Origin of the sequence: Micromonospora sp. NBC_00821, assembly GCF_036347035.1 — a bacterium.
GTDB lineage: Bacteria > Actinomycetota > Actinomycetes > Mycobacteriales > Micromonosporaceae > Micromonospora > Micromonospora hortensis.
On record NZ_CP108880.1, the window covers coordinates 6,835,817 to 6,857,978 of the forward strand.

Annotated in this window: 20 protein-coding genes and 1 pseudogene; 13 read left to right on the forward strand and 8 right to left on the reverse strand. The window is 70.9% G+C overall.

Annotated elements, in window-relative coordinates; all coding sequences use genetic code 11:
• Positions 1–63 precede the first annotated feature (63 nt).
• Positions 64–1,008 carry a Ppx/GppA phosphatase family protein gene (locus OHB44_RS31335; RefSeq protein ID WP_330439061.1) on the reverse strand — a complete coding sequence of 315 codons (945 nt, stop codon included), beginning with the start codon at positions 1,006–1,008 and terminating at the stop codon, positions 64–66.
• 80 nt (positions 1,009–1,088) lie between these two features.
• On the opposite strand from OHB44_RS31335, the gene OHB44_RS31340 reads away from it, so the two are divergent.
• Positions 1,089–1,886: a hypothetical protein gene (locus tag OHB44_RS31340; protein WP_238684593.1), complete on the forward strand. Its 798-nt coding sequence runs from the start codon at positions 1,089–1,091 to the stop codon at positions 1,884–1,886.
• Positions 1,887–2,087: 201 nt separating this feature from the next.
• Here OHB44_RS31340 and OHB44_RS31345 read toward each other — a convergent pair whose 3' ends face one another.
• Complete coding sequence (locus OHB44_RS31345; protein ID WP_030329696.1) at positions 2,088–2,771, reverse strand: response regulator transcription factor; 684 nt, start codon at positions 2,769–2,771, stop codon at positions 2,088–2,090.
• A 24-nt stretch (positions 2,772–2,795) separates the two neighbouring features.
• Entirely contained in the window at positions 2,796–4,079 is a 1,284-nt protein-coding gene (locus OHB44_RS31350) for a sensor histidine kinase (protein WP_266304352.1), read from the reverse strand.
• 204 nt (positions 4,080–4,283) lie between these two features.
• Here OHB44_RS31350 and phoU point away from each other — a divergent pair, with 204 nt between their 5' ends.
• A complete protein-coding gene (gene phoU, locus OHB44_RS31355; RefSeq protein ID WP_091403559.1) occupies positions 4,284–4,937 on the forward strand; it encodes a phosphate signaling complex protein PhoU in 654 nt (217 codons plus the stop codon).
• 64 nt (positions 4,938–5,001) lie between these two features.
• Here the strand turns inward: phoU and OHB44_RS31360 are convergent, their stop codons facing one another.
• Positions 5,002–5,769 (reverse strand): phosphoglyceromutase, encoded by a 768-nt coding sequence (locus OHB44_RS31360; RefSeq protein WP_091403562.1) that lies wholly within the window; start codon positions 5,767–5,769, stop codon positions 5,002–5,004.
• Between the two features lie 152 nt (positions 5,770–5,921).
• On the opposite strand from OHB44_RS31360, the gene OHB44_RS31365 reads away from it, so the two are divergent.
• Together OHB44_RS31365 and OHB44_RS31370 are read left to right on the forward strand one after the other, a co-directional pair.
• Positions 5,922–7,202, forward strand: coding sequence for an MDR family MFS transporter (locus tag OHB44_RS31365; RefSeq protein ID WP_238684519.1), 1,281 nt, complete (start codon positions 5,922–5,924; stop codon positions 7,200–7,202).
• 75 nt (positions 7,203–7,277) lie between these two features.
• Entirely contained in the window at positions 7,278–8,573 is a 1,296-nt protein-coding gene (locus OHB44_RS31370) for an MFS transporter (protein WP_330439064.1), read from the forward strand.
• A 365-nt stretch (positions 8,574–8,938) separates the two neighbouring features.
• On the opposite strand, the pseudogene OHB44_RS31375 reads toward OHB44_RS31370, so the two are convergent.
• A pseudogene (locus OHB44_RS31375) lies at positions 8,939–9,334 on the reverse strand (hypothetical protein); the annotation flags it as partial.
• Here OHB44_RS31375 and OHB44_RS31380 point away from each other — a divergent pair.
• A complete protein-coding gene (locus OHB44_RS31380; protein WP_330439067.1) occupies positions 9,246–10,061 on the forward strand; it encodes a hypothetical protein in 816 nt (271 codons plus the stop codon). The pseudogene OHB44_RS31375 and the gene OHB44_RS31380 overlap by 89 nt on opposite strands.
• Positions 10,062–10,511: 450 nt before the next feature.
• Here OHB44_RS31380 and OHB44_RS31385 read toward each other — a convergent pair whose 3' ends face one another.
• Together OHB44_RS31385 and mshA are read right to left on the reverse strand one after the other, a co-directional pair.
• Entirely contained in the window at positions 10,512–11,027 is a 516-nt protein-coding gene (locus OHB44_RS31385) for a YbjN domain-containing protein (protein WP_112605262.1), read from the reverse strand.
• Positions 11,028–11,082: 55 nt separating this feature from the next.
• A complete protein-coding gene (gene mshA, locus OHB44_RS31390; protein WP_238683138.1) occupies positions 11,083–12,447 on the reverse strand; it encodes a D-inositol-3-phosphate glycosyltransferase in 1,365 nt (454 codons plus the stop codon).
• 204 nt (positions 12,448–12,651) lie between these two features.
• Between mshA and OHB44_RS31395 the strand changes: the two genes are divergently transcribed.
• Positions 12,652–13,419: an SDR family oxidoreductase gene (locus tag OHB44_RS31395; RefSeq protein WP_266304346.1), complete on the forward strand. Its 768-nt coding sequence runs from the start codon at positions 12,652–12,654 to the stop codon at positions 13,417–13,419.
• Positions 13,420–13,440: 21 nt separating this feature from the next.
• A complete protein-coding gene (locus tag OHB44_RS31400; RefSeq protein WP_330439068.1) occupies positions 13,441–14,229 on the forward strand; it encodes a class I SAM-dependent methyltransferase in 789 nt (262 codons plus the stop codon).
• Between the two features lie 136 nt (positions 14,230–14,365).
• On the opposite strand, the gene OHB44_RS31405 is transcribed toward OHB44_RS31400, so the two are convergent.
• Entirely contained in the window at positions 14,366–15,403 is a 1,038-nt protein-coding gene (locus OHB44_RS31405; protein WP_266305264.1) for a UDP-N-acetylmuramate dehydrogenase, read from the reverse strand.
• A 114-nt stretch (positions 15,404–15,517) separates the two neighbouring features.
• On the opposite strand from OHB44_RS31405, the gene OHB44_RS31410 reads away from it, so the two are divergent.
• From OHB44_RS31410 to OHB44_RS31435, 6 genes are all read left to right on the forward strand, one after another.
• The gene (locus tag OHB44_RS31410; protein ID WP_266304344.1) at positions 15,518–16,276 is read left to right on the forward strand and encodes a maleylpyruvate isomerase family mycothiol-dependent enzyme; all 759 of its coding nucleotides are present in this window, start codon (positions 15,518–15,520) and stop codon (positions 16,274–16,276) included.
• Positions 16,277–16,505: 229 nt separating this feature from the next.
• Positions 16,506–17,810 (forward strand): ABC transporter substrate-binding protein, encoded by a 1,305-nt coding sequence (locus OHB44_RS31415; protein ID WP_238683134.1) that lies wholly within the window; start codon positions 16,506–16,508, stop codon positions 17,808–17,810.
• Between the two features lie 69 nt (positions 17,811–17,879).
• Entirely contained in the window at positions 17,880–18,878 is a 999-nt protein-coding gene (locus OHB44_RS31420; RefSeq protein WP_238683133.1) for a carbohydrate ABC transporter permease, read from the forward strand.
• Complete coding sequence (locus tag OHB44_RS31425) at positions 18,875–19,708, forward strand: carbohydrate ABC transporter permease (RefSeq protein WP_238683132.1); 834 nt, start codon at positions 18,875–18,877, stop codon at positions 19,706–19,708. Before OHB44_RS31420 ends, OHB44_RS31425 begins: the two co-directional genes overlap by 4 nt.
• Complete coding sequence (locus OHB44_RS31430) at positions 19,705–21,117, forward strand: GH1 family beta-glucosidase (protein ID WP_330439069.1); 1,413 nt, start codon at positions 19,705–19,707, stop codon at positions 21,115–21,117. The genes OHB44_RS31425 and OHB44_RS31430 overlap by 4 nt, the downstream gene beginning before the upstream one ends.
• Positions 21,118–21,135: 18 nt before the next feature.
• The gene (locus tag OHB44_RS31435) at positions 21,136–22,143 is read left to right on the forward strand and encodes a LacI family DNA-binding transcriptional regulator (protein WP_238683130.1); all 1,008 of its coding nucleotides are present in this window, start codon (positions 21,136–21,138) and stop codon (positions 22,141–22,143) included.
• Positions 22,144–22,162: the final 19 nt, after the last annotated feature.

Consider the following 22,162-nt stretch of genomic DNA (forward strand, 5'->3'; position numbering starts at 1 on the left):
AGCCCGGCAGCGCCGGGGCCATCGTGACGAGCGCCGGCAAATCGACCGAAAACGGCCACCGGATCAGATCGGCTCCAGTTGATCGAGCCGGCGGAGGATGACACCCTCCCGCAGCGCCCACGGGCAGATGTCCAGCGAGTCCAGATCCAGGCGGCGCATCACCGCCTCGGCGACCACGGCACCGGCCAGCAACTGGTGGGCCCGGCCCGCGCTGACCCCCTCCAGCTCCATCAACTGCGCCGGTGGGATGTGTCTGATGAAGCCGATGACCTGCCGCAGGCCGGCCCGCGTCAGGCTGCGTCGCACCCACAGCCCGGAACCGGACGGGGCCGCCCCGGCCAGTCGGGCCAGGGTGCGAAACGTCTTCGAGGTGGCCACCGCCCGACCCCAACCCACCTCGGTCATCTGGTCGACGACCTTGTCCAGCCGGCCGTCCACGTACTCCCGGAGCTTGTCGACGGCCTCCGCCGACGGCGGGGCCGCACTGGTCGGATCGACCCGTAGCCGCTCACGGGTCAGCCGACCGGCCCCGAGTGGCAGGGAGACCGCGACGTCCGGGTCCTCGTCGATGCCGGCGGCGATCTCCAGCGAGCCGCCACCGATGTCCAGCACCAGCAGCCGGCCCGCCGACCAGCCGAACCACCGCCGTACGGCCAGGAACGTCATCCGCGCCTCGTCCGCCCCGGAGAGCACCGCCAGGCGTACGCCGGTCTCGTCCCGGACCCGGGCCAGCACCTCGGCCGCGTTGGTGGCGTCGCGCACCGCGGACGTGGCGAAGGCGATCAGGTCGTCGGCCGACAACCCGGTGGCCGCCGCCTTGGCCATGCCCACCGCCTTGACCAGGCCGTCCGCGCCCGCCTCGGTCAGCGCGCCGTCGGGGCCGATCTGCTCGGCCAGCCGGAGCACCACCTTCTCGGAGTGCGCCGGCCACGGGTGCGCGCCGTGGTGCGCGTCCACCACGAGGAGATGCACCGTGTTGGATCCGACGTCGAGGACACCCAGTCGCATGGTGAAGACAGTAGGCGCAACACGTTTGCGCGGCTCACCGGCCTGCGGACGTCACCGCGCGTACGCTGGGCCGAGTGACGATGGAGCTCCGTGTGCTGGTGGACGACCCGGGTGACCCGCGCAGTCGTGAGGTGCCCCTGGACTTCCCTCGGGAGTGGATCGAGTTCACCGACCCGGCCGACGAGACGCACCTGATCCGGGCCGACCTGACCTGGCTGCTCTCCCGCTGGACCTGCATCTTCGGCAAGGGCTGCCACGGCATCATCGCCGGTCGGGCCGCCGACGGTTGCTGCTCGCACGGGGCGTTCTTCACCGACTCGGACGACGAGAAGCGGGTGCGCAACGCCGTCCGGCGACTCGCCCCGTCGACCTGGCAGCATTTCCGGCGCGGGTTCAAGAACTGGACCGACGAGGACACCATCGACGGCAAGACGCCGGCCCGCCGCACCGCCACGCAGGGCCCCGACGGTCCGTGCGTGTTCCTCAACGACGCCGACTTCGCCGGCGGCGGCGGTTGCGCCCTGCACGCCCAGGCGCTGCGCGACGGGGTGCACCCGTTGGAATACAAGCCGGACGTCTGTTGGCAGCTGCCGATCCGCCGCGATCAGGACTGGGTGAACCGGCCGGACAACAGCAAGGTGCTGGTCTCCACCCTGTCCGAGTTCGACCGGCGGGGTTGGGGAGCCGGCGGTCACGACCTGGACTGGTGGTGCACCTCCTCGACGGACGCGCACGTCGGCACCGAGCCGATGTACCTGTCGTACTCACCGGAGCTGACCGCCCTGATCGGCGCTGCCGCGTACGAGCGGCTGGCCGAGCTGTGCGCGACCAGAACGAAGCAGGGCATGATCGCCCCGCACCCGGCCGACGAGGTCTAGCTCTGGGTGCCGATCACCGCACTTCTCGCCCCGACGGCCGCCTGAACAGCCGCGCATCGCAGGCATGAGTCGGAACGCCTTTGGAGCTGAACCGCTGACGACATCAGCGTCTGACTCGTTTGCGACATCAGCTCCAAAGGCACCGCAGCACAGCCCAAAAGGGGGCCTGCATCGCACGCAGACCCCCTTGGCGTACGCCGATCACGGCTCGAACTTGTAGCCCAGACCCCGCACGGTCACGATGAAGCGCGGCGCGGACGGCTCCGGCTCGATCTTGGAGCGCAGCCGCTTGACGTGCACGTCCAGCGTCTTGGTGTCACCGACGTAGTCGGCGCCCCAGACCCGGTCGATGAGCTGACCGCGGGTGAGCACCCGGCCCGCGTTGCGCAGCAGCAGCTCCAGCAGCTCGAATTCCTTCAGCGGCAGCTGCACGGCCCCGCCGTCAACTGTCACCACGTGCCGCTCGATGTCCATCCGCACCGGCCCGGCGGCCAGCGTCGGCGCACCCGCCTCGGCCACCTCCGGGCTCTGCCGGCGCAGCACCGCCCGGATCCGCGCGACCAGCTCCCGCGGCGAGTACGGCTTCGTGACGTAGTCGTCGGCGCCGATCTCCAGCCCGACCACCTTGTCGATCTCGCTGTCCCGGGCGGTGACCATGATGATCGGCACGGCGGAGCGCTGCCGCAACTGCCGGCAGACCTCGGTCCCCGACATCTCGGGCAACATCAGGTCGAGCAGCACGATGTCGGCGCCGGTCCGGTCGAACTCGGTGAGGGCGTCGGTGCCGGTCGCGGCGACCGAAACCTCAAAGCCCTCCTTACGGAGCATGTACGACAAGGCGTCGGAGAACGACTCCTCGTCCTCGACCACGAGAACGCGGCTCAACGGGGATTTCCTTTCCATTTGCTGTCAGACCTGCCGTAGCCCAGTCGGACCGGATTCGATCCCAACCGGCGGCAGTGTCGCCAGGAGGTCGTCCGGTGGACTGGCGGGCAGCCGGAGGGTGAACGTCGATCCACCACCAAGAGTGCTCGACACCTCGACCCGTCCGCCATGGTTGCTCGCAATGTGTTTCACGATCGCCAGGCCGAGCCCGGTGCCGCCGGTGGCACGGGAGCGGGCCTGGTCGGCCCGGTAGAACCGCTCGAAGATCCGGGCGACGTCGGTGGGGGCGATACCGATGCCCTGGTCGGCGACGGCGATCTCGACGTGCTCGTCGTCGCCGCGGAGGGTCACCCGCACCGTGGTGTCCTCGCCCGAGTAGTTGATGGCGTTCTCCACCAGGTTCGCCACCGCCGTGGCGAGTTGGGAGTCGCTGCCGTACGCGGTGAGACCCCGCGCCCCGTCCACTGTCACCGCGACACCCCGGGCGGAGGCCGTGGTTCGGGTGCGGTCGACCACCTCGGCGATCACCCAGTCCAGCGCGACCGGCTCCGGTGGCGGCTGAGGCTCAGCCCCCTGCAGCCGGGTCAACTCCAGCAACTCCTGCACCAGCCGACCCAACCGGGTCGACTCGTGCTGGATCCGCTCGGCGAACCGGCGGGCGGCCACCAGGTCCTCGGAGAGGTCGGGCGCCGCCGCGTCGGCCGGCTCAGTCGCGTCCAGCAACGCCTCGGCGAGCAGCTGCAGGGCCCCGATCGGGGTCTTCAGCTCGTGGCTCACGTTGGCCACGAAGTCCCGTCGTACCCGGGTCAGCCGGTGCGACTCGGTCACGTCGACCGCCTCGACCGCGATGAAGCCGTTGCCGAGACCCATCGCCCGCAGGTGCACGCCGAGCGGGTTCTCCCCCGCACTGTCGCGACCTCGGGGCAGGTCCAGCTCGATCTCGCGCCGTACGCCGGTGCGTCGCACCTGGCCGGCAAGGGTACGGATCAGCGGGTGCGCGGCGATTGAGCCGGGAGTGCTGCCGGTACGCAGCAGCCCCATCGCGCGGGCGGCCGGGTTGATCAGCACGGGGACGTCGTCGTTGTCCAGTACCACGACACCGGCCCGGAGTGAGTCGATCGTCCGGCGGCCGAGCCCGGCCTGCTGCTCGTCGGCTATCGCGGGCCTCCCCCTGCTCCAGCGGAAGCTGACGCTCCCCGTCGACGTGGAGTGACCGTCCCGCCTCGGCAGGAACCGGGGCAGCAGCAGACCGGCGGCCATCCCGGCCACCAAAGCCAGGGCCACCACGACCGCCACCGCCCACTCCACCCGGCGATCGTAGGGTCATTGTTAACCTGGCTACCACACAGAACGGGACGAACTACCCTCACTTACGGAAGTGTTCACCCCCACGTCTGGCGTCGTTCACCGTGGTTCATCCGGGATCCGTCCGCGCGCCCTACCGTTGGCGTCGCACCTGCTCAACCCCCTGCGCCGGCACCCGTCGGCGGCGACCGACCACAGGACGTGATGATGCGCGACGAGTTCCGGGCCGACCTCCAGATCGTCAGCCAACTGCTGGTGGACATGGCGGAGGGCGTCCGCGCCGCCATGCGCCAGGCCACCCGGGCCCTGCTGACCGCCGACCGGCAGGCCGCCGAGACGGTCATCGAGCGGGACGCCGAGATCGACGACCTCTACCGGCACGTCGAGGAGCGGGTCTGTGACCTGCTCGCCCGACAGGCGCCGGTCGCCTCCGACCTCCGGGCGATGATCACCGCGCTGCACGTGGCCGCTGATCTGGAGCGGATGGGCGACCTCGCCGAGCACGTGGCGAAGACCGCGCTACGCCGTCACCCCTCCCCCGCCGTCCCGGCCGAGCTGCGGACGGTCTTCACCGAGATGTCCGAGATCGCCGACCGGATGGCCGTGAAGATCGGTTCGGTGCTGGCGAAGCCCGACGCCGACCTCGCCGGCGAGCTGGACCGCGACGACGACGCCATGGACGAGCTGCACAAGAACCTGTTCGCCGTGCTGCTCGGCGACGACTGGCCGTACGGGGTGGAGACGGCGATCGACGCCACCCTGTTGGGCCGCTTCTACGAGCGCTTCGCCGACCACGCGGTCAACGCCGGTGAGCACGTGATCTACCTGATCACCGGGGAGAGCGCGCCCAGCAGTAACTGACCGGCACGAAAAGGGGCCCCTCGCCATCGCTCTCCGCGATGACGAGGGGCCCCTTTCTGGTGGCTCAGCGCCCCTGGTTGGCCACCGCCGCGGCGGCGGCCTTCGCGGCGGTCGGGTCGAGGTACGTGCCGCCCAGAGTGAGCGGACGCAGCTGCGGGTCGAGGTCGTAGCGCAGCGGGATGCCCGTCGGGATGTTCAGCTTGGCGATCGCCTCGTCGGAGATCTGGTCGAGGTGCTTGACGAGGGCGCGCAGCGAGTTGCCGTGCGCGGCCACCAGCACCGTCCGGCCGGCCAGGATGTCCGGCACGATCGAGTCGTACCAGTAGGGCAGCATCCGGTCGACGACGTCCTTGAGGCACTCGGTGCGCGGCATCAGCTCGGTCGGCAGCAGCGCGTAGCGCGGGTCACCCACCTGCGACCACTCGTCGTTGTCGTCGATGGGCGGCGGTGGCGTGTCGTACGACCGGCGCCAGAGCATGAACTGCTCCTCGCCGTACTCGTCGAGGGTCTGCTTCTTGTTCTTGCCCTGCAGGGCGCCGTAGTGGCGCTCGTTGAGCCGCCACGACCGGCGCACGGCGATCCAGTGCCGGTCGGCGGCGTTGAGCGCCAGCTCGGCGGTGCGGATCGCACGGCGCATCACGCTGGTGTGCACGACGTCCGGCAGCAGGCTGTGCTCGCGCATCAACTCGCCGCCGCGCCGCGCCTCGCCCTCGCCCTTCTCGGTCAGGTCGACGTCCACCCAGCCGGTGAAGAGGTTCTTGGCATTCCAGTCGCTCTCACCGTGTCGCAGCAGGACCAGCGTCCCGACGGTGGGCCCTTCGCTCGCAGTCATGCGGATCATCCTGCCTCAACCGCCCGGCGGACACGCGGGCAGCCGTCGTGACGACCACCACGTGAAAAAGCTGATGACCAGCGGATCCGGCCACCACTAGGGTCGTAAGGCACGTCAGTCACATCGGTCATTACTTGCAAGCGGGGTGCCATATGCGGACGATGCGGAGTTGGTTCCGGGACACCACCGGCGGCTTACCGACCACCTTCTGGTACCTGTGGTCGGGCACCCTGATCAACCGACTCGGCTCGTTCGTCCTGGTCTTCCTCGCCATCTACCTGACCCAGGAGCGTGGCTTCTCGGCCTCGCAGGCCGGCCTGGTGATCGGTCTCTGGGGTGTCGGCGGGGCGTTCGGCACCACCGCCGGCGGCACCCTCGCCGACCGGTGGGGCCGCCGGCCGACGCTGCTCACCGCCCACGTGGGCGCGGCGGCCATGATGCTCGGGCTCGGACTGGCCCGGGATCTCTGGGCGGTGGCGCTGGGCGCGCTGCTGCTCGGCATGTTCGCCGAGGCGGCCCGGCCCGCGTTCGGGGCGATGATGATCGACGTGGTGCCGGCGAAGGACCGGCTGCGCGCCTTCTCGCTCAACTACTGGGCGATCAACCTCGGTTTCGCCTGCGCCGCCGTCCTCGCCGGCCTCGCCGCCCAGGCCGACTACCTGCTGCTGTTCGTGGTCGACGCGGCCACCATGCTGGTCACCGCGCTGATCATCTTCAGCAAGGTGCCGGAGACCCGACAGGCCGGCCCCGCCACCGCCGTCACGGCAGCGGCGGCTCCGCGCGGCGCCCTGCGGACGATCCTCACCGACCGGGTCTACCTCGGCTTCGTGGCACTCAACCTCTTCGCCGCGCTGGTGTTCCTCCAGCACATCTCGATGCTGCCGATCGCGATGGGCGACGACGGTCTGAGCCCCGCCACCTACGGCTCGGTGATCGCGCTCAACGGCATCCTCATCGTGGTCGGCCAGCTCTTCGTGCCCCGGCTGATCCGGGGTCGGAGCCGCTCACACGTGCTCGCGCTGGCATCCGTCGTGATGGGCGTGGGGTTCGGGCTGACCGCGTTCGCCGGCACCCCCTGGTTCTACGGGCTGACAGTGCTGATCTGGACGGTCGGCGAGATGCTGAACTCGCCCTCCAACTCCACGCTGATCGCCGAGTTGTCCCCGGCCGAACTGCGCGGTCGGTACCAGGGTGTGTTCTCCCTCTCGTGGCAGATCGCCGGGGCCAGCGCGCCGATCCTCGGTGGCCTCGTGCGCGAGCACGCCGGCAACGACACCCTCTGGTACGGCTGCGCCGCGCTCGGCCTCCTGACCGCGGTGGCCCACCTGGTGTCGGGGCCGGCCCGGGAACGGCGTGCGGCAGCGCTGCGCCGCTCCGGTGAGGCACTGGCACCGACTGCCGCCTCCCGTGCGCCACAGCCCGCCGAGGCGTAATGAGTGGCGCGGCGGTGCCGGAGTTCCTACTGTGCAGGTGGAAACAGTTAACAACCTGAACTGTCGGGAGGTCGGGTGCACGCCCTGCGGCGCTGGTGGCACGACACCGCAGGCGGACTACCCGCCACCTTCTGGTACCTCTGGGCCGGCCTGCTGATCAACCGGGCCGGCGCGTTCGCGATGCTGTTCCTCTCGCTCTACCTCACCGACGTACGTGGCGCGAGCGAAGGTCTGGCCGGCACAGTGGTCGGCGCGTACGGAGCCGGTGGGGCGGCCGGAGTGCTGCTCGGCGGGGTGCTCGCCGACCGGTGGGGACGCCGGGCGACGTTGCTCGCCGCGCACCTGGCCACTGTCGGCCTGATGGTGGCCCTCGCCTTCACCCGCCCCCTGCTGCTGATCGCCGCGCTCTCCGCGCTGATCGGCGTGGTCCACTCGATGCCCAGCCCGGCATTCGTGGCGGCGATCGTCGACGTGGTGCCCGCCGAGCGCCGCTCCCGGGCGTTCAACCTTCAGTTCTGGGCGTTCAACCTGGGCATGGCGGTCGCCTCCCTGCTCGCCGGGGTCCTGGCCGAGGCCAGCTTCACCGCACTGTTCCTGGTCGACGCGGGCGCCACACTGACCGCCGCCGCCGTGATCGCCTGGAAGGTGCCGGAAACCCTGCGGTTGGCCCGGCCAGCGGCCGGCCTCCCGCCCACTCCCGGCGCGGCGCCGAAGTCCGTCCGGCCCCGTCGGCCGGGACTGCACACCGCGCTCACCGACCGCACCTTCCTGGTCTTCGTCGGGCTCACCTTCGTGCTGGCCGTACTCACCATGCAGACGTCGACCATCATGCCGCTGGCCATGCGCGCGGACGGTCTGGGCCCATCGGCGTACGGGCTGGTGGTCGCGCTCGGCGGCGCGCTGATCGTGGTCGGGCAGTTGTTCGTGCCCCGGCTGATCGACAGGCACCGCAAGGACGTCGTGCTGGCCGCCTCCACGGCGCTGCTCGCGCTCGGTTTCGGGGCGCTGGCCATGGCCGACGAACTGGCCATCTACCTGGGTGCCGCGGTGATCTGGACGGTCGGCTCGATGCTCGCCGCCCCGCCCAACGCCCAGATCAACGCGGACCTGGCGCCACCGCAGCTCCGAGCGCGCTACCAGTCGGTCTTCTACCTGACGTTTCCAGCCGCGGCTTTCGTCGCGCCCACCCTCGGCGGGGTGAGCCTCCAGCACCTCGGCGACCGGCACTGGCTGATCGTGGGCGGGCTCGGTCTGCTGGCCGCCCTCGGGCACCTGCTCGCCGGACCACCCCGGGAGCGGCACGTCGCCGCGCTGCGCCGGGTTGTCGAAGCGAAGCCGACGACCCCCGTGGACCGCGTACCGACCGGATAACCGACGCAAAGCGCCCACCACGACCCTGAGGTCGTGGTGGGCGCTCGCCGGCGGGGCCGGCGGCGGCGGGCAACACTCACCCCCGTAAGCATCGCCCGCTCACGCCGCCGGTCCAAACAGGTGGGAACCGTCCCCCAACGGTTATTCCACCCGTCCCCTCGCGCCTCGTCTGGTGCGCGGATCTGATCGATCCGCCGCTCCCCCGAACGTTTCCAAACGTGGCGCGGTGCAATAAAGCTAGTTCGCCCGGATTCTGGATTCAACCCAGAACGGCTGTCTCGCCGGTCACAACTGGCGAGTATCCGCTGCTCCGGCCTCGTCCGTTGGCAACAGCCGGGTACCCGTCGGCCATTCCCGCAAACACCTCAACCGTCTTCCCGATCGGGTGACTCGGTCCGGAAGAAGCTGCTCTGGCGGCCGTCCCGCAACTGTTCCTGATAAATCAGGTTCAACCGCCGCAGGTCAAACGTGTAGAACCACTCATCCCAGGTGATCTCGCGAATCCGGCTGCTTTCCCGGTATCCGGGAATGTTGAAGGTCAACACACCCGCCCGGCCATCCCGCTCGGTGCCGGCGATGGTCGCCGGCCTGGCCCCGCGTTCCCGGGCCCACCGCTGGATCACCTCGTGGTTCGCCGTGATCAAACTCCGTCCCGGCCGCTCCGGCCGGTCCATGATCGACGAAATCACCTGCGAACTGCGGACCGACCGCCCCGTACCCCGTCCGGTCCGGATCCCGCCGGCCGCCGTTCCGCCTCCGGTCGACGGCGTCAACGTGCGCTTGGCCGGTGCGCTCTTGGCCGGTGCGGTGCGCTTCGCCGTCGTGCGCTTCGCTGCCGCGCTCTTCGCCGCCGTGGTGCGCTTGGCCGCCGCGCTCTTGGCCGCCGTGGTGCGCTTGGCCGCCGCGCTCTTGGCCGCCGTGGTGCGCTTGGCCGCCGCGCTCTTGGCCGGCGTCGTGCGCTTCGCCGCCGGCCGCGCCGGTGCCTTCTTCGCCGGTGCCTTCCGCGCGGGCGCCGTACGCGCCGTCGCTGTCTTGCGGGCCGCCGTGGTCCTCTTCGCGGCGGTCGCCTTCTTCGCCGCCGCCGTCGACTTACGTCCGGCGGTCGCCTTCGTCGCGGCGGCCCGCTTCGCGGGCGCGCTCTTGTTCGCCGGCGCGGCCTTCGCGCGGCTCGACGCCGGCCTGGCCGCCGACTTCTTGGTGGCGGCGGCACGACCAGCCGACGCCCTGGTGCCGGCGGCCCGGCCCGACGGGCCGGTGCTGCTCCGACCCGCGCCGGCCCGCATCGAGCGCACCAGCTGTTTCACCAGCTCGGGCTTGCGCAACGCGGAGATCCCGGAGACCCCGCGTTTGCGCAACTGCCCGCGGATGTCGTCCACCCGCATCCGGGAAATCTCCGACTCGGAGACTCCGGGCGTACCCGGCGTCTGGTTGCCGGCCTGTCGCTTCGTCCTGGTCGCAGTCGCGCCGCGACCTGAGCTGTTCCGCTGAGCCATGGGACGCTCCGCTCCTTGGCACTCCGTCATCGGCGCGCGGGGGTCCCTTGCCGCACCGCGCGGTGCGGCATACCCGTCAGGAGCACTCCGAACCACAGTCAACTCGCCATGATCGTGCCGCATCCAGGATCGAGTGGCATCGCCGCGACGGCGACACCACTACTTCCTGATTCGAGCACGACCATGGGATGCGACCCGGGGGCGGGGCGCGTGGCGTGGGGCGCTTGACGCGCGGGGCGCGGGGCGCGACGCGCGGGGCGCGGGGCGCGACGCGCGGGGCGCGGGGCGCGACGCGCGGGGCGCGGGGCGCGACGCGCGGGGCGCGGGGCGCGACGCGCGGGGCGCGGGGCGCGACGCGCGGGGCGCGGGGCGCGACGCGCGGGGCGCGGGGCGCGACGCGCGGGGCGCGGGGCGCGGGCGCCGGGCGCCGGGCGCCGGGGGTGGGTCAGGTTGGGTCGGGGCCGGCGCCGGAGGGCTCGAAGAGGTGGGCGAAGGCGGCCAGGTTGGCTGTCGACTCGCCCCGCTTCACCCGCCACTCGTACTCGCGCCGGATCGAACTGCCGAAGCCGATCTCCAGCATCGTGTCGAACGACTCGTCGGCGTACGTGAGCACCGCGCCGAACAGTCGGTCCAACTCGTCGGCGTCCACGCCGGCCGGGTTGACCCGACCGGTCAGGTACACGTCGCCGACCGCGTCGGTGGAGAAGGAGACGCCGTACATCCGGGCGTTGCGCTGCAACAGCCAGGCCCACAGCTCCTCGCGGCGCTCGTCCGGCTGGCGCATCACGAACGCCTCGATCCGCAGCGCGTGCTCGCCGACGATCAGGTTGCAGATCGTCTTGAGCTTGTGGGTGCCCGGCAGCGTCACCGCGTACGAGCCGGGGCCGGTCGACTCCCAGGCCAGGTCCCGCTCGGCGCAGACCGACTCGATCAGGGTCGCGAGATCGCTCTTCGGGCTCACCGGACCCACTCTACGACCGACTCGGCCCGCGCACCGGGTGACGACTGCGCCCGGGTCACCAGGAACAGGAGAGCGCCGGGTCACCCGCCAGGTCGGCCGCGAGCCGGGCGCGGTGCCCGGCGATCGCCTCGCCGTAGACACCGAGCAGACCGTCGACGGTACGGTCCCAGGAGAAGTGCCGGGCGTGCTGCTCGGCGCCTCGGGCCAGCACCGACCGCAGCGCCCGGTTCGGCAGCAGACTGCCCATCGCACGGGCCCAGTCGACCGGGTCGTGACCGTCGATGAGTACGCCACTGACCTGGTCCCGGACGGCGGTGACCAGCCCTCCGACGGCGGCGGCCAGCACCGGCGTACCGCAGGCCTGCGCCTCCAGGGCGACCAGCCCGAACGATTCGTTGTGCGACGGCACCGCGACCAGGTCCGCCGCCCGGTACAGGGCCGGAAGGTCGTCCCCGGTGAGCGGCGGCAGGAACCGCACCCCGTCGCTGACCCCGAGCTTGGCGGCCAGCTCGATCAGGGCGGTCGGCCGGTCCAGCCCACTGCCGCTGGGCCCGCCGCAGATCACCACTGTCACCTGGTCGGCCAGCGCCGGATCGCGCTCCCGCAGCGCGGCGATCGCGCGGATCAGCACGTCGGGGGCCTTGAGTGGCTGGATCCGACCGACGAAGGCAACCACGTACCCGTCGACGGGAAGCCCCAGCCGGCGGCGGGCCTGGCGGGCGGCCGCGGACCTGTCACCCGGCGCGGGCCGGAACCGGGCCAGGTCGACACCCGGCTGCACGACGGACACCCGGTTCGGGTCGGCGTCGTAGCGGTCGAGCAGGTCTCTGGCCTCGACCCGGGTGTTGGCGACCAGCCGGTCCGCCTCGGCGACGACCTGCTCCTCGCCGATGACGCGGGCCTTGGGTTCCGGCCGATCCCCGGCCGCGAGCTGGGCGTTCTTGACCTTCGCCAGGGTGTGCGCGGTGTGTACCAGCGGCACCCCCCAGCGCTCCTTGGCCAGCCAACCGACCTGGCCGGAGAGCCAGTAGTGGGAGTGGATCAGGTCGTAGTGGCCGGGCGGACGGGACGCCTCGGCGCGGAGAACCCCGGCGGTGAAGGCGCAGAGCTGACCGGGCAGTTCCTCCTTGGTGAGGCCCTCCAGGGGGCCGGAGGTGATGTGTCGGACCTGCACTCCGGGCGCCATCTCGACCACCGGGGGGAGGTCACCGGAGGTGGCCCGGGTAAAGATCTCCACCTCCACGTTGGCCTCGGCGAGACGCCGGGCGACTTCGAGGATGTAGACGTTCATTCCGCCGGCATCACCCGTGCCGGGCTGGTGCAGGGGGGAGGTGTGTACCGACAGGGTCGCGATGCGGCGTGGCCGGGGCCACGGCCGGGCACCTCGCTGACGCCCGACACCGGTGTGCATTTCCGCCACATCCGCTCCTTCTTCACGGTTGATGCCGTCTCGCACGACCGGCGCTTCTCGGTCAACCTGTACGCCGGATGTCATCTTCCCCATCGGGCTTCGGAAATTCCCCGGCGCGGCCCCTCGGCGTGACGGACCTCATCACCGAACGCCCGCCAACGGCTGCCTACGCCCGGTCGGGGCGGGTCGTACGCCCGCTGTGACAATGTCGGGATGACCTCAGTCGCCATCGTCACCGGAGCGTCCAGCGGGATCGGCGCGGCCACCGCCCGCCGGCTCGCCGCCGACGGCTTCCACGTGCTCGCCGCCGCCCGCCGCGCCGAACGGCTCACCGACCTGGTCACCGAGATCACCGCCGCGGGCGGGCAGGCCACGGCCGTGACCTGCGACGTCACCTCGGACGAGTCGGTGGCCCGGCTGGCCGAGGCCGCCGCCCAGGCACCCGGCCCGGTCACCCTGCTGGTCAACAACGCTGGCGGAGCGCGCGGGCTGGACCCGGTGGAGTCCGGCTCGGTCGCCGACTGGCAGTGGATGTACGACGTGAACGTGCTCGGCACCCTGCGGGTCACCCAGGCGCTGCTGCCGGCGCTGGAAGCCTCCGGTTCCGGAACCATCGTGGTGGTCTCCTCCACCGCCGGCCTGACGGTGTACGAGGGTGGCGGTGGCTACACCGCCGCGAAGCACGCGCAGACCGCCATCGCCGGCACGCTCCGCCTGGAGCTGTGCGGCCGACCGCTGCGGGTCATCGAGATCGACCCGGGCATGGTGAAGACCGACGAGTTCGGGCTGGTCCGCTTCGAGGGCGACGCGGAACGGGCCGCCGCCGTCTACGCCGGGGTGCCGGGGCCGCTGGTCGCCGAGGACGTCGCCGACTGCATCGCCTGGTGCGCCACCCGTCCCGAGCACGTCAACATCGACCGGCTGGTCGTCCGGCCCCGGGCACAGGCCGCCCAGCACAAGGTGCACCGGGTCGGCCAGTGAAGCCCGGGCAGTGACGTCGGGATGAGCGGCGCGGCGCGGCGCCGGCCGGTCGGCGTGGTCACGCGCGGCACGACGAACCCGAACCGGCTTCGTCGGGTGGACAACTGGGTCGTCGCCACCTGCGCCGACCGGCTGTTGGCGGCGGACGACCCCCTGGTGGTCGACCTTGGCTACGGCGCCACCCCGGTGACCGCTGTGGAGTTACGCGCTCGGCTGGCGGCCGGGGTCCGTCCGGACGTACGCCTGGTCGGATTGGAGATCGACGCGGCCCGGGTGGCGGCCGCCACCCCGGCCGCGGACCCACCCGGGCTGACGTTCGCCCGGGGTGGGTTCGAGTTGGCCGGGCTCCGGCCGGTGCTGGTCCGCGCGTTCAACGTGCTGCGACAGTACGACGAGAGCGAGGTGGCCGAAGCCTGGCAGACGATGACCGCCGCGCTCGCCCCGGGCGGAGTGCTCGTCGAGGGCACGTGTGACGAGTTGGGGCGACTCGCCAGTTGGCTGCTGATCGACGCCGACGGCCCCCGGACGCTGACCCTGGCCGCGAAGCTCACCACGCTGGGCAGCCCTGCCGAGCTGGCCGAGCGGCTACCCAAGGCGCTGATCCACCGCAACGTTCCCGGTGAGCCGGTGCACGCGCTGATCCGCGCCCTGGACGACGCCTGGCAGGCCGCCGCCCCGTACGCCACCTTCGGCCCCCGCCAACGCTGGCTGCACGCGGTGACCCGCCTTCGCGAAACAGGCTGGCCCATCCTCGACAACCCCACCCGCTGGCGCCAGGGCGAACTAACCCTCCCCTGGCCCCTCCCCTAACCCACACCTGGCACGCCGATCTTGCACTTTCGGTTGGCGATTTGGCCCTTTTGCAGCCCTTATGTCACCGCAGAAAGTGCAAGATCGCGGGGAGCGGGTGGGAAGGCAGGGGCGGGGGCGGGGAGGGCGGCGGGGGTTAGAGGGTGCAGTTGATGAGGACTGGCTCGGGGTGCAGGGTTACGCCGAAGCGGGCGTGCACCTGGTCGCGGATGGTGGCGGCCAGGGTGAGCAGGTCGCTGGTGTGGGCGGTGCCGCTGCGGTTGGTCAGGGCCAGTGTGTGCTTGCTGGAGATGGCCACCCCACCCTCGCCGGGGTGGCCCTTGGCGAAACCGGCCTTGTCGATCAGCCAGGCGGCGCTCACCTTGACCAGGCCGTCCGCCCCTGGCCAGGCGGGCGGGTCGCCCAGCTCGGCGGAGCGTTCCAGGAGCTGTTCGTACGTCGCGCGGTCGAGCACCGGGTTGGTGAAGAAGGAGCCGACCGAGCGAGTGTCCGGGTCGTTGGCGTCGAGCACCATCCCCTTGCCCGCCCGCAGGCGCAGCACCACCGCTCGGGCGTCGGCCAGCGGCACCTGGTCGCCCACCTCGACACCGAGGGCTCGGGCGAGCTCCGCGTAGCGCACCGGCCCGGAGAGCGGAGACCTGGTGAGTCGGAAGTCGACTGAGAGCACCACCCAGCGGTCCATGTACTTGAAGATGCTGCCCCGGTAGGCGAAGCCGCACTCGGCGGCGGGGATGACCTGACGGGTGCCCTCGACCCGGTCGTACACCTCGACGCCGGTGATCGTCTCGGCGACCTCCTGGCCGTACGCGCCGACGTTCTGGATGGGGGTGGCACCGGTCGAGCCGGGGATGCCGGACAGGCATTCCAGCCCGGCCCAGCCGTTGGCGATCGTGGCGGCGACCAGGTCGTCCCACGGCTCGCCGGCGTCGACCCGTACGGTGACCGAGGTGGCGTCATCGGCGATGACCCGCATGCCGCGGGAGCGCACCAGCACGACGGTGCCGGGAAAGCCGGCGTCGCCGATCACCACGTTGCTGCCCCCGGCCAGGATCAGGACCGGCTCCGCCGCGGCGCGTACCGCCTGGACGAGTTCGTCGGCACTGCCGGCGGCCACGATCCGCTCGGCCGGCCCACCCGTTCGGAGGGTGGTGTAGCCGGCGAGTGGACCGGGGATGGCACGATCGGCGTCGGTTGTCGGCTGGGCGGAGGCGTCTGGCACGCCCTTCACCTTAGGCTGACAAGTAGCCGTGGCACCCACTGGTCGCCCGGCACCCCCGGGAGGATGGCGATGAGCAGACTGCAGGGCAGCAAGGATTTCTGGATCGGGGCGCTCCGGACGGAGGGTCCGGCTTTCGCGGCAGCGGTGGCCGAGGCACCGCCGGAGACACCGGTGCTGTCCTGTCCGGGCTGGACGGTCAACGACCTCACACTGCACATGGCCGGCATCTACCACTGGGTTTCGTCGTTCGCCGGTTCCGGCCAGACCAGCCAGCCGCCTCGGCGGGAGAAGATCGAGGCTGACCCGGCCGTGAACGCGCTCCAGTTGTGGCAGCAGGGTTACGACAGGGTGATGACCCTCTTCGACGGGCTCGACCCCGAGGCGTCGGCGTGGAACTGGGCCCCGCAGCCGAAGAAGGCCGGCTTCTGGCCGCGTCGGATGGCGCACGAGACGGCTGTGCACCGTTGGGACGCCCAGCTCGCCATCGGGGCTGGTGACCCGGTGGAGGCGAAGCTCGCGGCCGACGGGGTGAGTGAGGTGCTGGACACGTGGCTGCCGGCGGGCCGGCGGCAGGTGCCCGGTGACTGGCACGGGGTGGTACAGCTCTGCGCGACCGATGCGGCCCAGGAGTGGTATCTGCGGTTGCGCGGCGAGGGGGTGGCGCTGCTCGACACCGCTACCATCTTCGACCACGACGATCATCACGCTCGCGCCCAGGTCAGCGGCACTGCGAGCGACCTGCTGCTGGCGCTCTGGGGTCGGGTGAGCTTCGAGACGCTGGACGTCGCCGGTGACCACACCCTGTTGGACGGTCTGCGCACCGGCTGACCGACCCATCACGAACGAGGGCGTCACCCCATTCGGGGTGGCGCCCTCCGTCGATGTCGGGGGTTCCGCCGGCTGCCGGACGCCGCACCGGCGGCGAGCGTTCATCACGGGACCGCAACGCTGAGAGAGCGCTCTCTTGACAGTGGGTTGACGACCCACCACCCTGTCGTGAGAGCGCTCTCTTAGCCATCTGCCATCACCCGCCCGCCTTGAGAGAGGTCGATAACCCATGGCTGTCTTCCCGCGCCGCCGCCTCGCCGCGGTGGCCCTCGCCGCCGCCACCGCCCTGCTCGTCACCGCTGGCTGCGGCGGCGGCGACGAGCCGGGCGACGGACCGGTCACCCTGACCGTCGACGTCTTCGGCCAGTTCGGCTACGAGCAGCTCTACCAGGAGTACATGACCGCGAACCCCGGCGTGAAGATCGTCGAGCGCGGCACCGGCACCAACCTCGACGAGTACTCGCCGAAGCTCACCCAGTGGCTCGCCGCGGGCCGGGGCGCCGGCGACGTGGTGGCCATCGAGGAGGGCCTGCTTGTCGAGTACAAGGCCAATCCCGCGAACTTCGTCAACCTGCTGGACCACGGCGCCGCCGACCTCAAGGGCAACTTCCTGGAGTGGAAGTGGAACGCCGGTCTGACCGCCGACGGCAAGCAGCTCATCGGCCTCGGCACCGACGTCGGCGGCATCGCCATGTGCTACCGCAAGGACCTCTTCGAGAAGGCCGGCCTGCCCACCGAGCGCGACGAGGTCTCCAAGCTCTGGCCCACCTGGCCGGACTACATCGCCACCGGTGAGAAGTTCGTCGCGGCCAAGACCGGCGCGTCCTTCCTCGACGCGGCCACCAACACGTTCAACACGATCCTGCTGCAGACCGCCGGCAACAGCAGCGGCTACAGCTACTACGACACCAGTGAGAAGCTGGTGGTCGACAGCAACCCGGCCGTACGACAGGCCTACGACACCACAATGGACATCATCGACTCGGGCCTCTCCGGCAAGTACGGATCCTGGTCGGAGGAGTGGGTTTCGGCCTTCAAGCAGTCGAAGTTCGCCACCATCGCCTGCCCCGCCTGGATGACCGGCGTCATCGAGGCCAACGCCGGCACTGACGCCCAGGGCAAGTGGGACATCGCCCAGGTGCCCGGCAACGGCGGCAACTGGGGTGGATCACACCTCGCCGTGCCCAAGCAGAGCAAGCAGCAAGCCGAGGCGATCAAGCTGGCCAAGTTCCTCACCAGCGCCAAGGGGCAGATCGGGGCGTTCAAGGCCAAGGGTCCGCTGCCCTCCTCGCCGCAGGCGCTCGACGACCCGGCGATCACCGGCGCCACAAACGCGTACTTCTCCGGTGCGCCGGTAGGTGCCATCTTCGGCACCGGCGCGAAGAGCCTGAAGCCGGTCTACATGGGCCCGAAGAACCAGGCCGTACGGACCGAGGTGGAGAACGCCGTGCGGACCGTGGAGCTGGGTCAGCGCAGCCCCGCGCAGGGCTGGACCGACGCGGTGACCAACGCGAAGAAGGCCGCCGCCAAGTAGCCCGAGCGAGCGTGCGGGCGGGCCTCGGAGCAGAGGTCCCGCCCGCACGACGGAAAGGAGTTCTCGGGCATGACCGTCCAGCTCGACGCCCGCCCGCCGGCCCCACCGGCAACCGCTAACCGCCACCAATCCTCGGGTCGGCTCAGTCGATTCGACACCCGCTTCTCCCCGTACCTCTACATCGCCCCATTCTTTCTGATCTTCGGCATCTTCGGGGCGTACCCGCTGGCGTATACCTTCTGGGTCTCGCTGCACGACTGGGACCTGCTCGGAGCCGACCATCCCTTCGTCGGGGCGGAGAACTACACCCGACTGCTGGCCGACGTCGACTTCTGGCACGCGCTGGTCAACACGCTGGGGATCTTCGTCATCTCCACAGTTCCGCAGTTGCTGGCGGCGCTCTGGCTGGCCAACCTGCTCAACCGGGGCCTGCGGGGGCGCACCGGGTGGCGGATGGCGGTGCTCGTCCCCAATGTCACGTCCACCGCCGCGGTGGCGATCGTGTTCGGGGTGCTCTTCGGCCGCGAGTTCGGGATGATCAATTGGCTGCTCGACCTGGTCGGGATGGACGCGATCGAGTGGAAGTCCAACCGGCTGGCCTCCTGGGTGGCCATCTCGGCCATGGTCGACTGGCGGTGGACCGGCTACAACGCGCTGATCCTGCTGGCCGCGATGCAGGCCATCCCCCGCGACCTGTACGAGGCGGCGGCGATCGACGGCGCCAACCGGGCCCGGCAGTTCTGGTCGGTCACAGTGCCGCTGCTCAAACCGACGATCATCTTCTGCGCCATCATCGCCACCATCGGCGGTCTGCAACTCTTCACCGAGCCCCGGATGTTCCACTCCGGCACCAACCCGATCCGCGGTGGGCCGCTGCGCGAGTCGCAGACGCTGACCATGTACATGTTCGAGAACGCCTTCGCCCCGCACTACAACTTCGGGTACGGCTCGGCAGTGGCCTGGCTGCTCTTCGCGCTCATCGCGATCGTCGCGGCGGTCAACGTGCTGCTCCTGCGCCGCCTCGGCGGCGGAGCGCGCCCCAGCGCCCGGAAGGGAACCACCCGATGAGCCGGCTCTGGCGGGCCAGCCCGCTCACCTACCTCGCCCTTGTCGTCGCCGTCGGCCTGTCGGTCTTCCCGATCTGGTGGATGTTCGTCGTCGCCAGCCGCAGCAACGACGCGATGGGCCAACTCCCACCCCCGGTCACCCCCGGCGGCAACCTGGGCGCCAACATCGCCCGCCTGTTCGACAACACCGACGCGTACTTCCTGACCGGCCTGATCAACTCGGCGATCGTGGCCACCACTGTGACCGTCTCCGTGGTGTTCTTCTCCAGCCTGGCCGGGTTCGCCTTCGCCAAGCTCAGGTTCCGTGGCCGCAACGCCCTGCTGCTGGTGATCATCGCGACCATGATGGTGCCGACGCAGCTCGGCGTGATTCCGCTGTACCTGCTCATGACCAAGCTGCAGTGGAACGACCGGCTGCCGGCGGTCATCGTCCCGGTGCTGGTCACCGGGTTCGGGGTGTTCATGATGCGGCAGTACGCCGGCCAGGCCATCAGTGACGAACTGATCGAGGCCGCCCGGATGGACGGCTGTGGCACCGCACGGATCTGGTGGCACGTCGTGCTGCCCGCCCTGCGTCCCGCCGCCGCCGTCCTCGGTCTGCTCACCTTCATGACCACCTGGAACGACTTCCTCTGGCCGTACGCTGTATTGAACGATCCGGCGAATCCGACAGTGCAGCTGTCCCTACGAGCGCTGTCGGACGGGTACTACCAGGACATGTCGCAGGTGTTCACCGGAACGGCCATCGCGACGTTGCCCCTGCTACTGGTCTTCGTGTTGTTCGGCCGGCAGATCATCGGCGGAATCATGGAAGGTGCGGTCAAGGCGTGAACGAGCGGAGCGAGCCAACCAACCAGCCCAGTAACGAGATCCGGTTTCCCGAGAACTTCCTCTGGGGGGCGGCCACCGCCGCGTACCAGATCGAGGGTGCGGCCCGCGACGACGGTCGCGGTCCGTCCATCTGGGACACCTTCAGCCGTACGCCGGGCAAGGTGTACCAGGGCCACACCGGCGACGTCGCCTGCGACCACTACCACCGGTACGCCGACGACGTGGCGTTGATGGCCGAGCTGGGCCTTCGGGCGTACCGGTTCTCGGTCGCCTGGCCGCGGATCCAGCCCGACGGCACGGGCCCCGCCAACCCCCGTGGGCTGGACTTCTACGACCGACTCACCGACACGCTGCTCGCGCGGGGAATCGATCCGATCGTCACCCTCTACCACTGGGACCTGCCGCAGGCCCTCGGCGACCGGGGCGGCTGGACCAACCGGGACACCGCCGAACACTTCGCCACCTACGCCACGGCTGTGTACGCGCGCCTCGGCGACCGGATCGACGTGTGGACAACGCTCAACGAGCCGTGGTGCTCGGCCTACCTCGGTTACGCCAACGGCCTGCACGCCCCGGGTGAGCAGGATCCGGCGGCGGCCTTCACCGCCGTACACCATCTGCTGTTGGGGCACGGCCTGGCGGCGCGGGCGTTGCGGGCAGCCGGCGCGCGCAGCGTGGGCGTCACCGTCAACCCGGCCGACGTACGCCCGGCTGACCCGCAGAGCGCCGCCGACGCCGCCGCGGTTCGCCTTGTCGACGGCCTGCACAACCGGATCTTCCTGGACCCGCTGCTGGCCGGCGGCTACCCGGACGACGTCCGCGAGCACGTGGCCCGGATCGTCGAGCCGACGTTCATCCGCGACGGCGACGAGAAGGTGATCGCCGCCCCGATCGACCTGCTCGGGATCAACTACTACGCCCCGAGTTACGTGGCCGGTCGGCCCGACGGCGCCGGCAACGGCGCGTACCCGGGCACCGAGGGTGCTGTGCACTTCCTGCCGCCGGCCGGGCCGCTCACCGACATGGGTTGGATGATCGAACCGGCCGGGCTCACCCGTCTGCTGGAGCGGATCGCCGCCGACTACCCCGGTGTGCCGCTGCTGATCACCGAGAACGGCGGGGCGTTCCCCGACAAGCCGGTCGCCGACTCGCCCGACGGCCCGACGCAGGTGATCGACGCCGATCGCATCGCCTACCTCGACGGGCACCTCCGTGCGGCGCACGAGGCGATCTCCCGGGGCGTGGACCTGCGCGGTTATCTCGTATGGTCATTCCTGGACAACTTCGAGTGGGCGGAGGGTTACCGCAAGCGGTTCGGGATCGTGCACGTCGACTACCTGACCCAGCGGCGCACACCGAAGGCCAGCGCCCGGTGGTACCAGGAGGTGATCTCCCGGAACGGGCTGTGACGAGCGGGGGAAAGCGCGATGACGACGGCGCAGCGGCCGACGCTCGAAGCGGTGGCAGCGCGGGCCGGGGTGTCCCGCGCCACCGTTTCCCGGGTGGTCAACGGCTCCACCACCGTCGCCGAACCGATCCGCGAGGCGGTCACCCGGGCGGTCGCCGAGTTGGGGTACGTCCCCAACCTGGCGGCCCGCAGCCTGGTCACCCAGCGCACCGACTCGATCGCCCTGGTCATGCCGGAGGCGGCCACCCGGGTCTTCTCCGACGACCAGGTCTTCCCCGGCATCATCCGGGGCGTCAGCCAGGAGTTGGAGGCGGCCGACAAGCAACTGGTGCTGATGCTCGCCGGCTCGCCGGCCGGGCACCATCGGGTCGAGCGGTACACCACCGGCCGGCACGTCGACGGCGTGCTCTTCGCGTCGCTGCACGGTGCCGACCCGCTGCCCGGCACGCTGGCCCGACTCGGCATCCCGGTGGTGGTCAGCGGCCGCCCGCTCGGCGACGTGCCCGTCCCGTACGTCGACGTCGACCACGTGGCAGGGGTGACCGCAGCCGTCCGGCACATGATCGACAGCGGTCGCCGACGGATCGCGACAATCGCCGGGCCACAGGACATGGTCGCCGGGATCGAACGGCTCAGCGGTTACCGCAGCACTGTCGCCGACGCGGGGCTGCCCGAGCTTATCGCCATCGGCGACTTCACCCGGGAATCCGGGTCGGCGGCGATGCGCCGCCTGCTCGCCGAGCATCCCGACCTCGACGGCGTCTTCGCCGCCTCCGACCTGATGGCGCACGCCGCTCTGCGGACGCTGCGCGAGGCTGGTCGGCGGGTGCCCGACGACGTGGCGGTGGTCGGCTTCGACGACATCGAGACCGCCGCCTACACCGAGCCGCCGCTGACCACCGTCCGGCAGCCGATCGTGGAACTCGGCCGGCGGATGACCCGCCAACTGCTCCGGCTGGCCGCCGGGGAGAGCATCGAGGAGGCGATCATGCTCCCCACCGAGCTGATCCGCCGCGCCTCCGCCTGACCGCGCCTCCGCGCCTTCG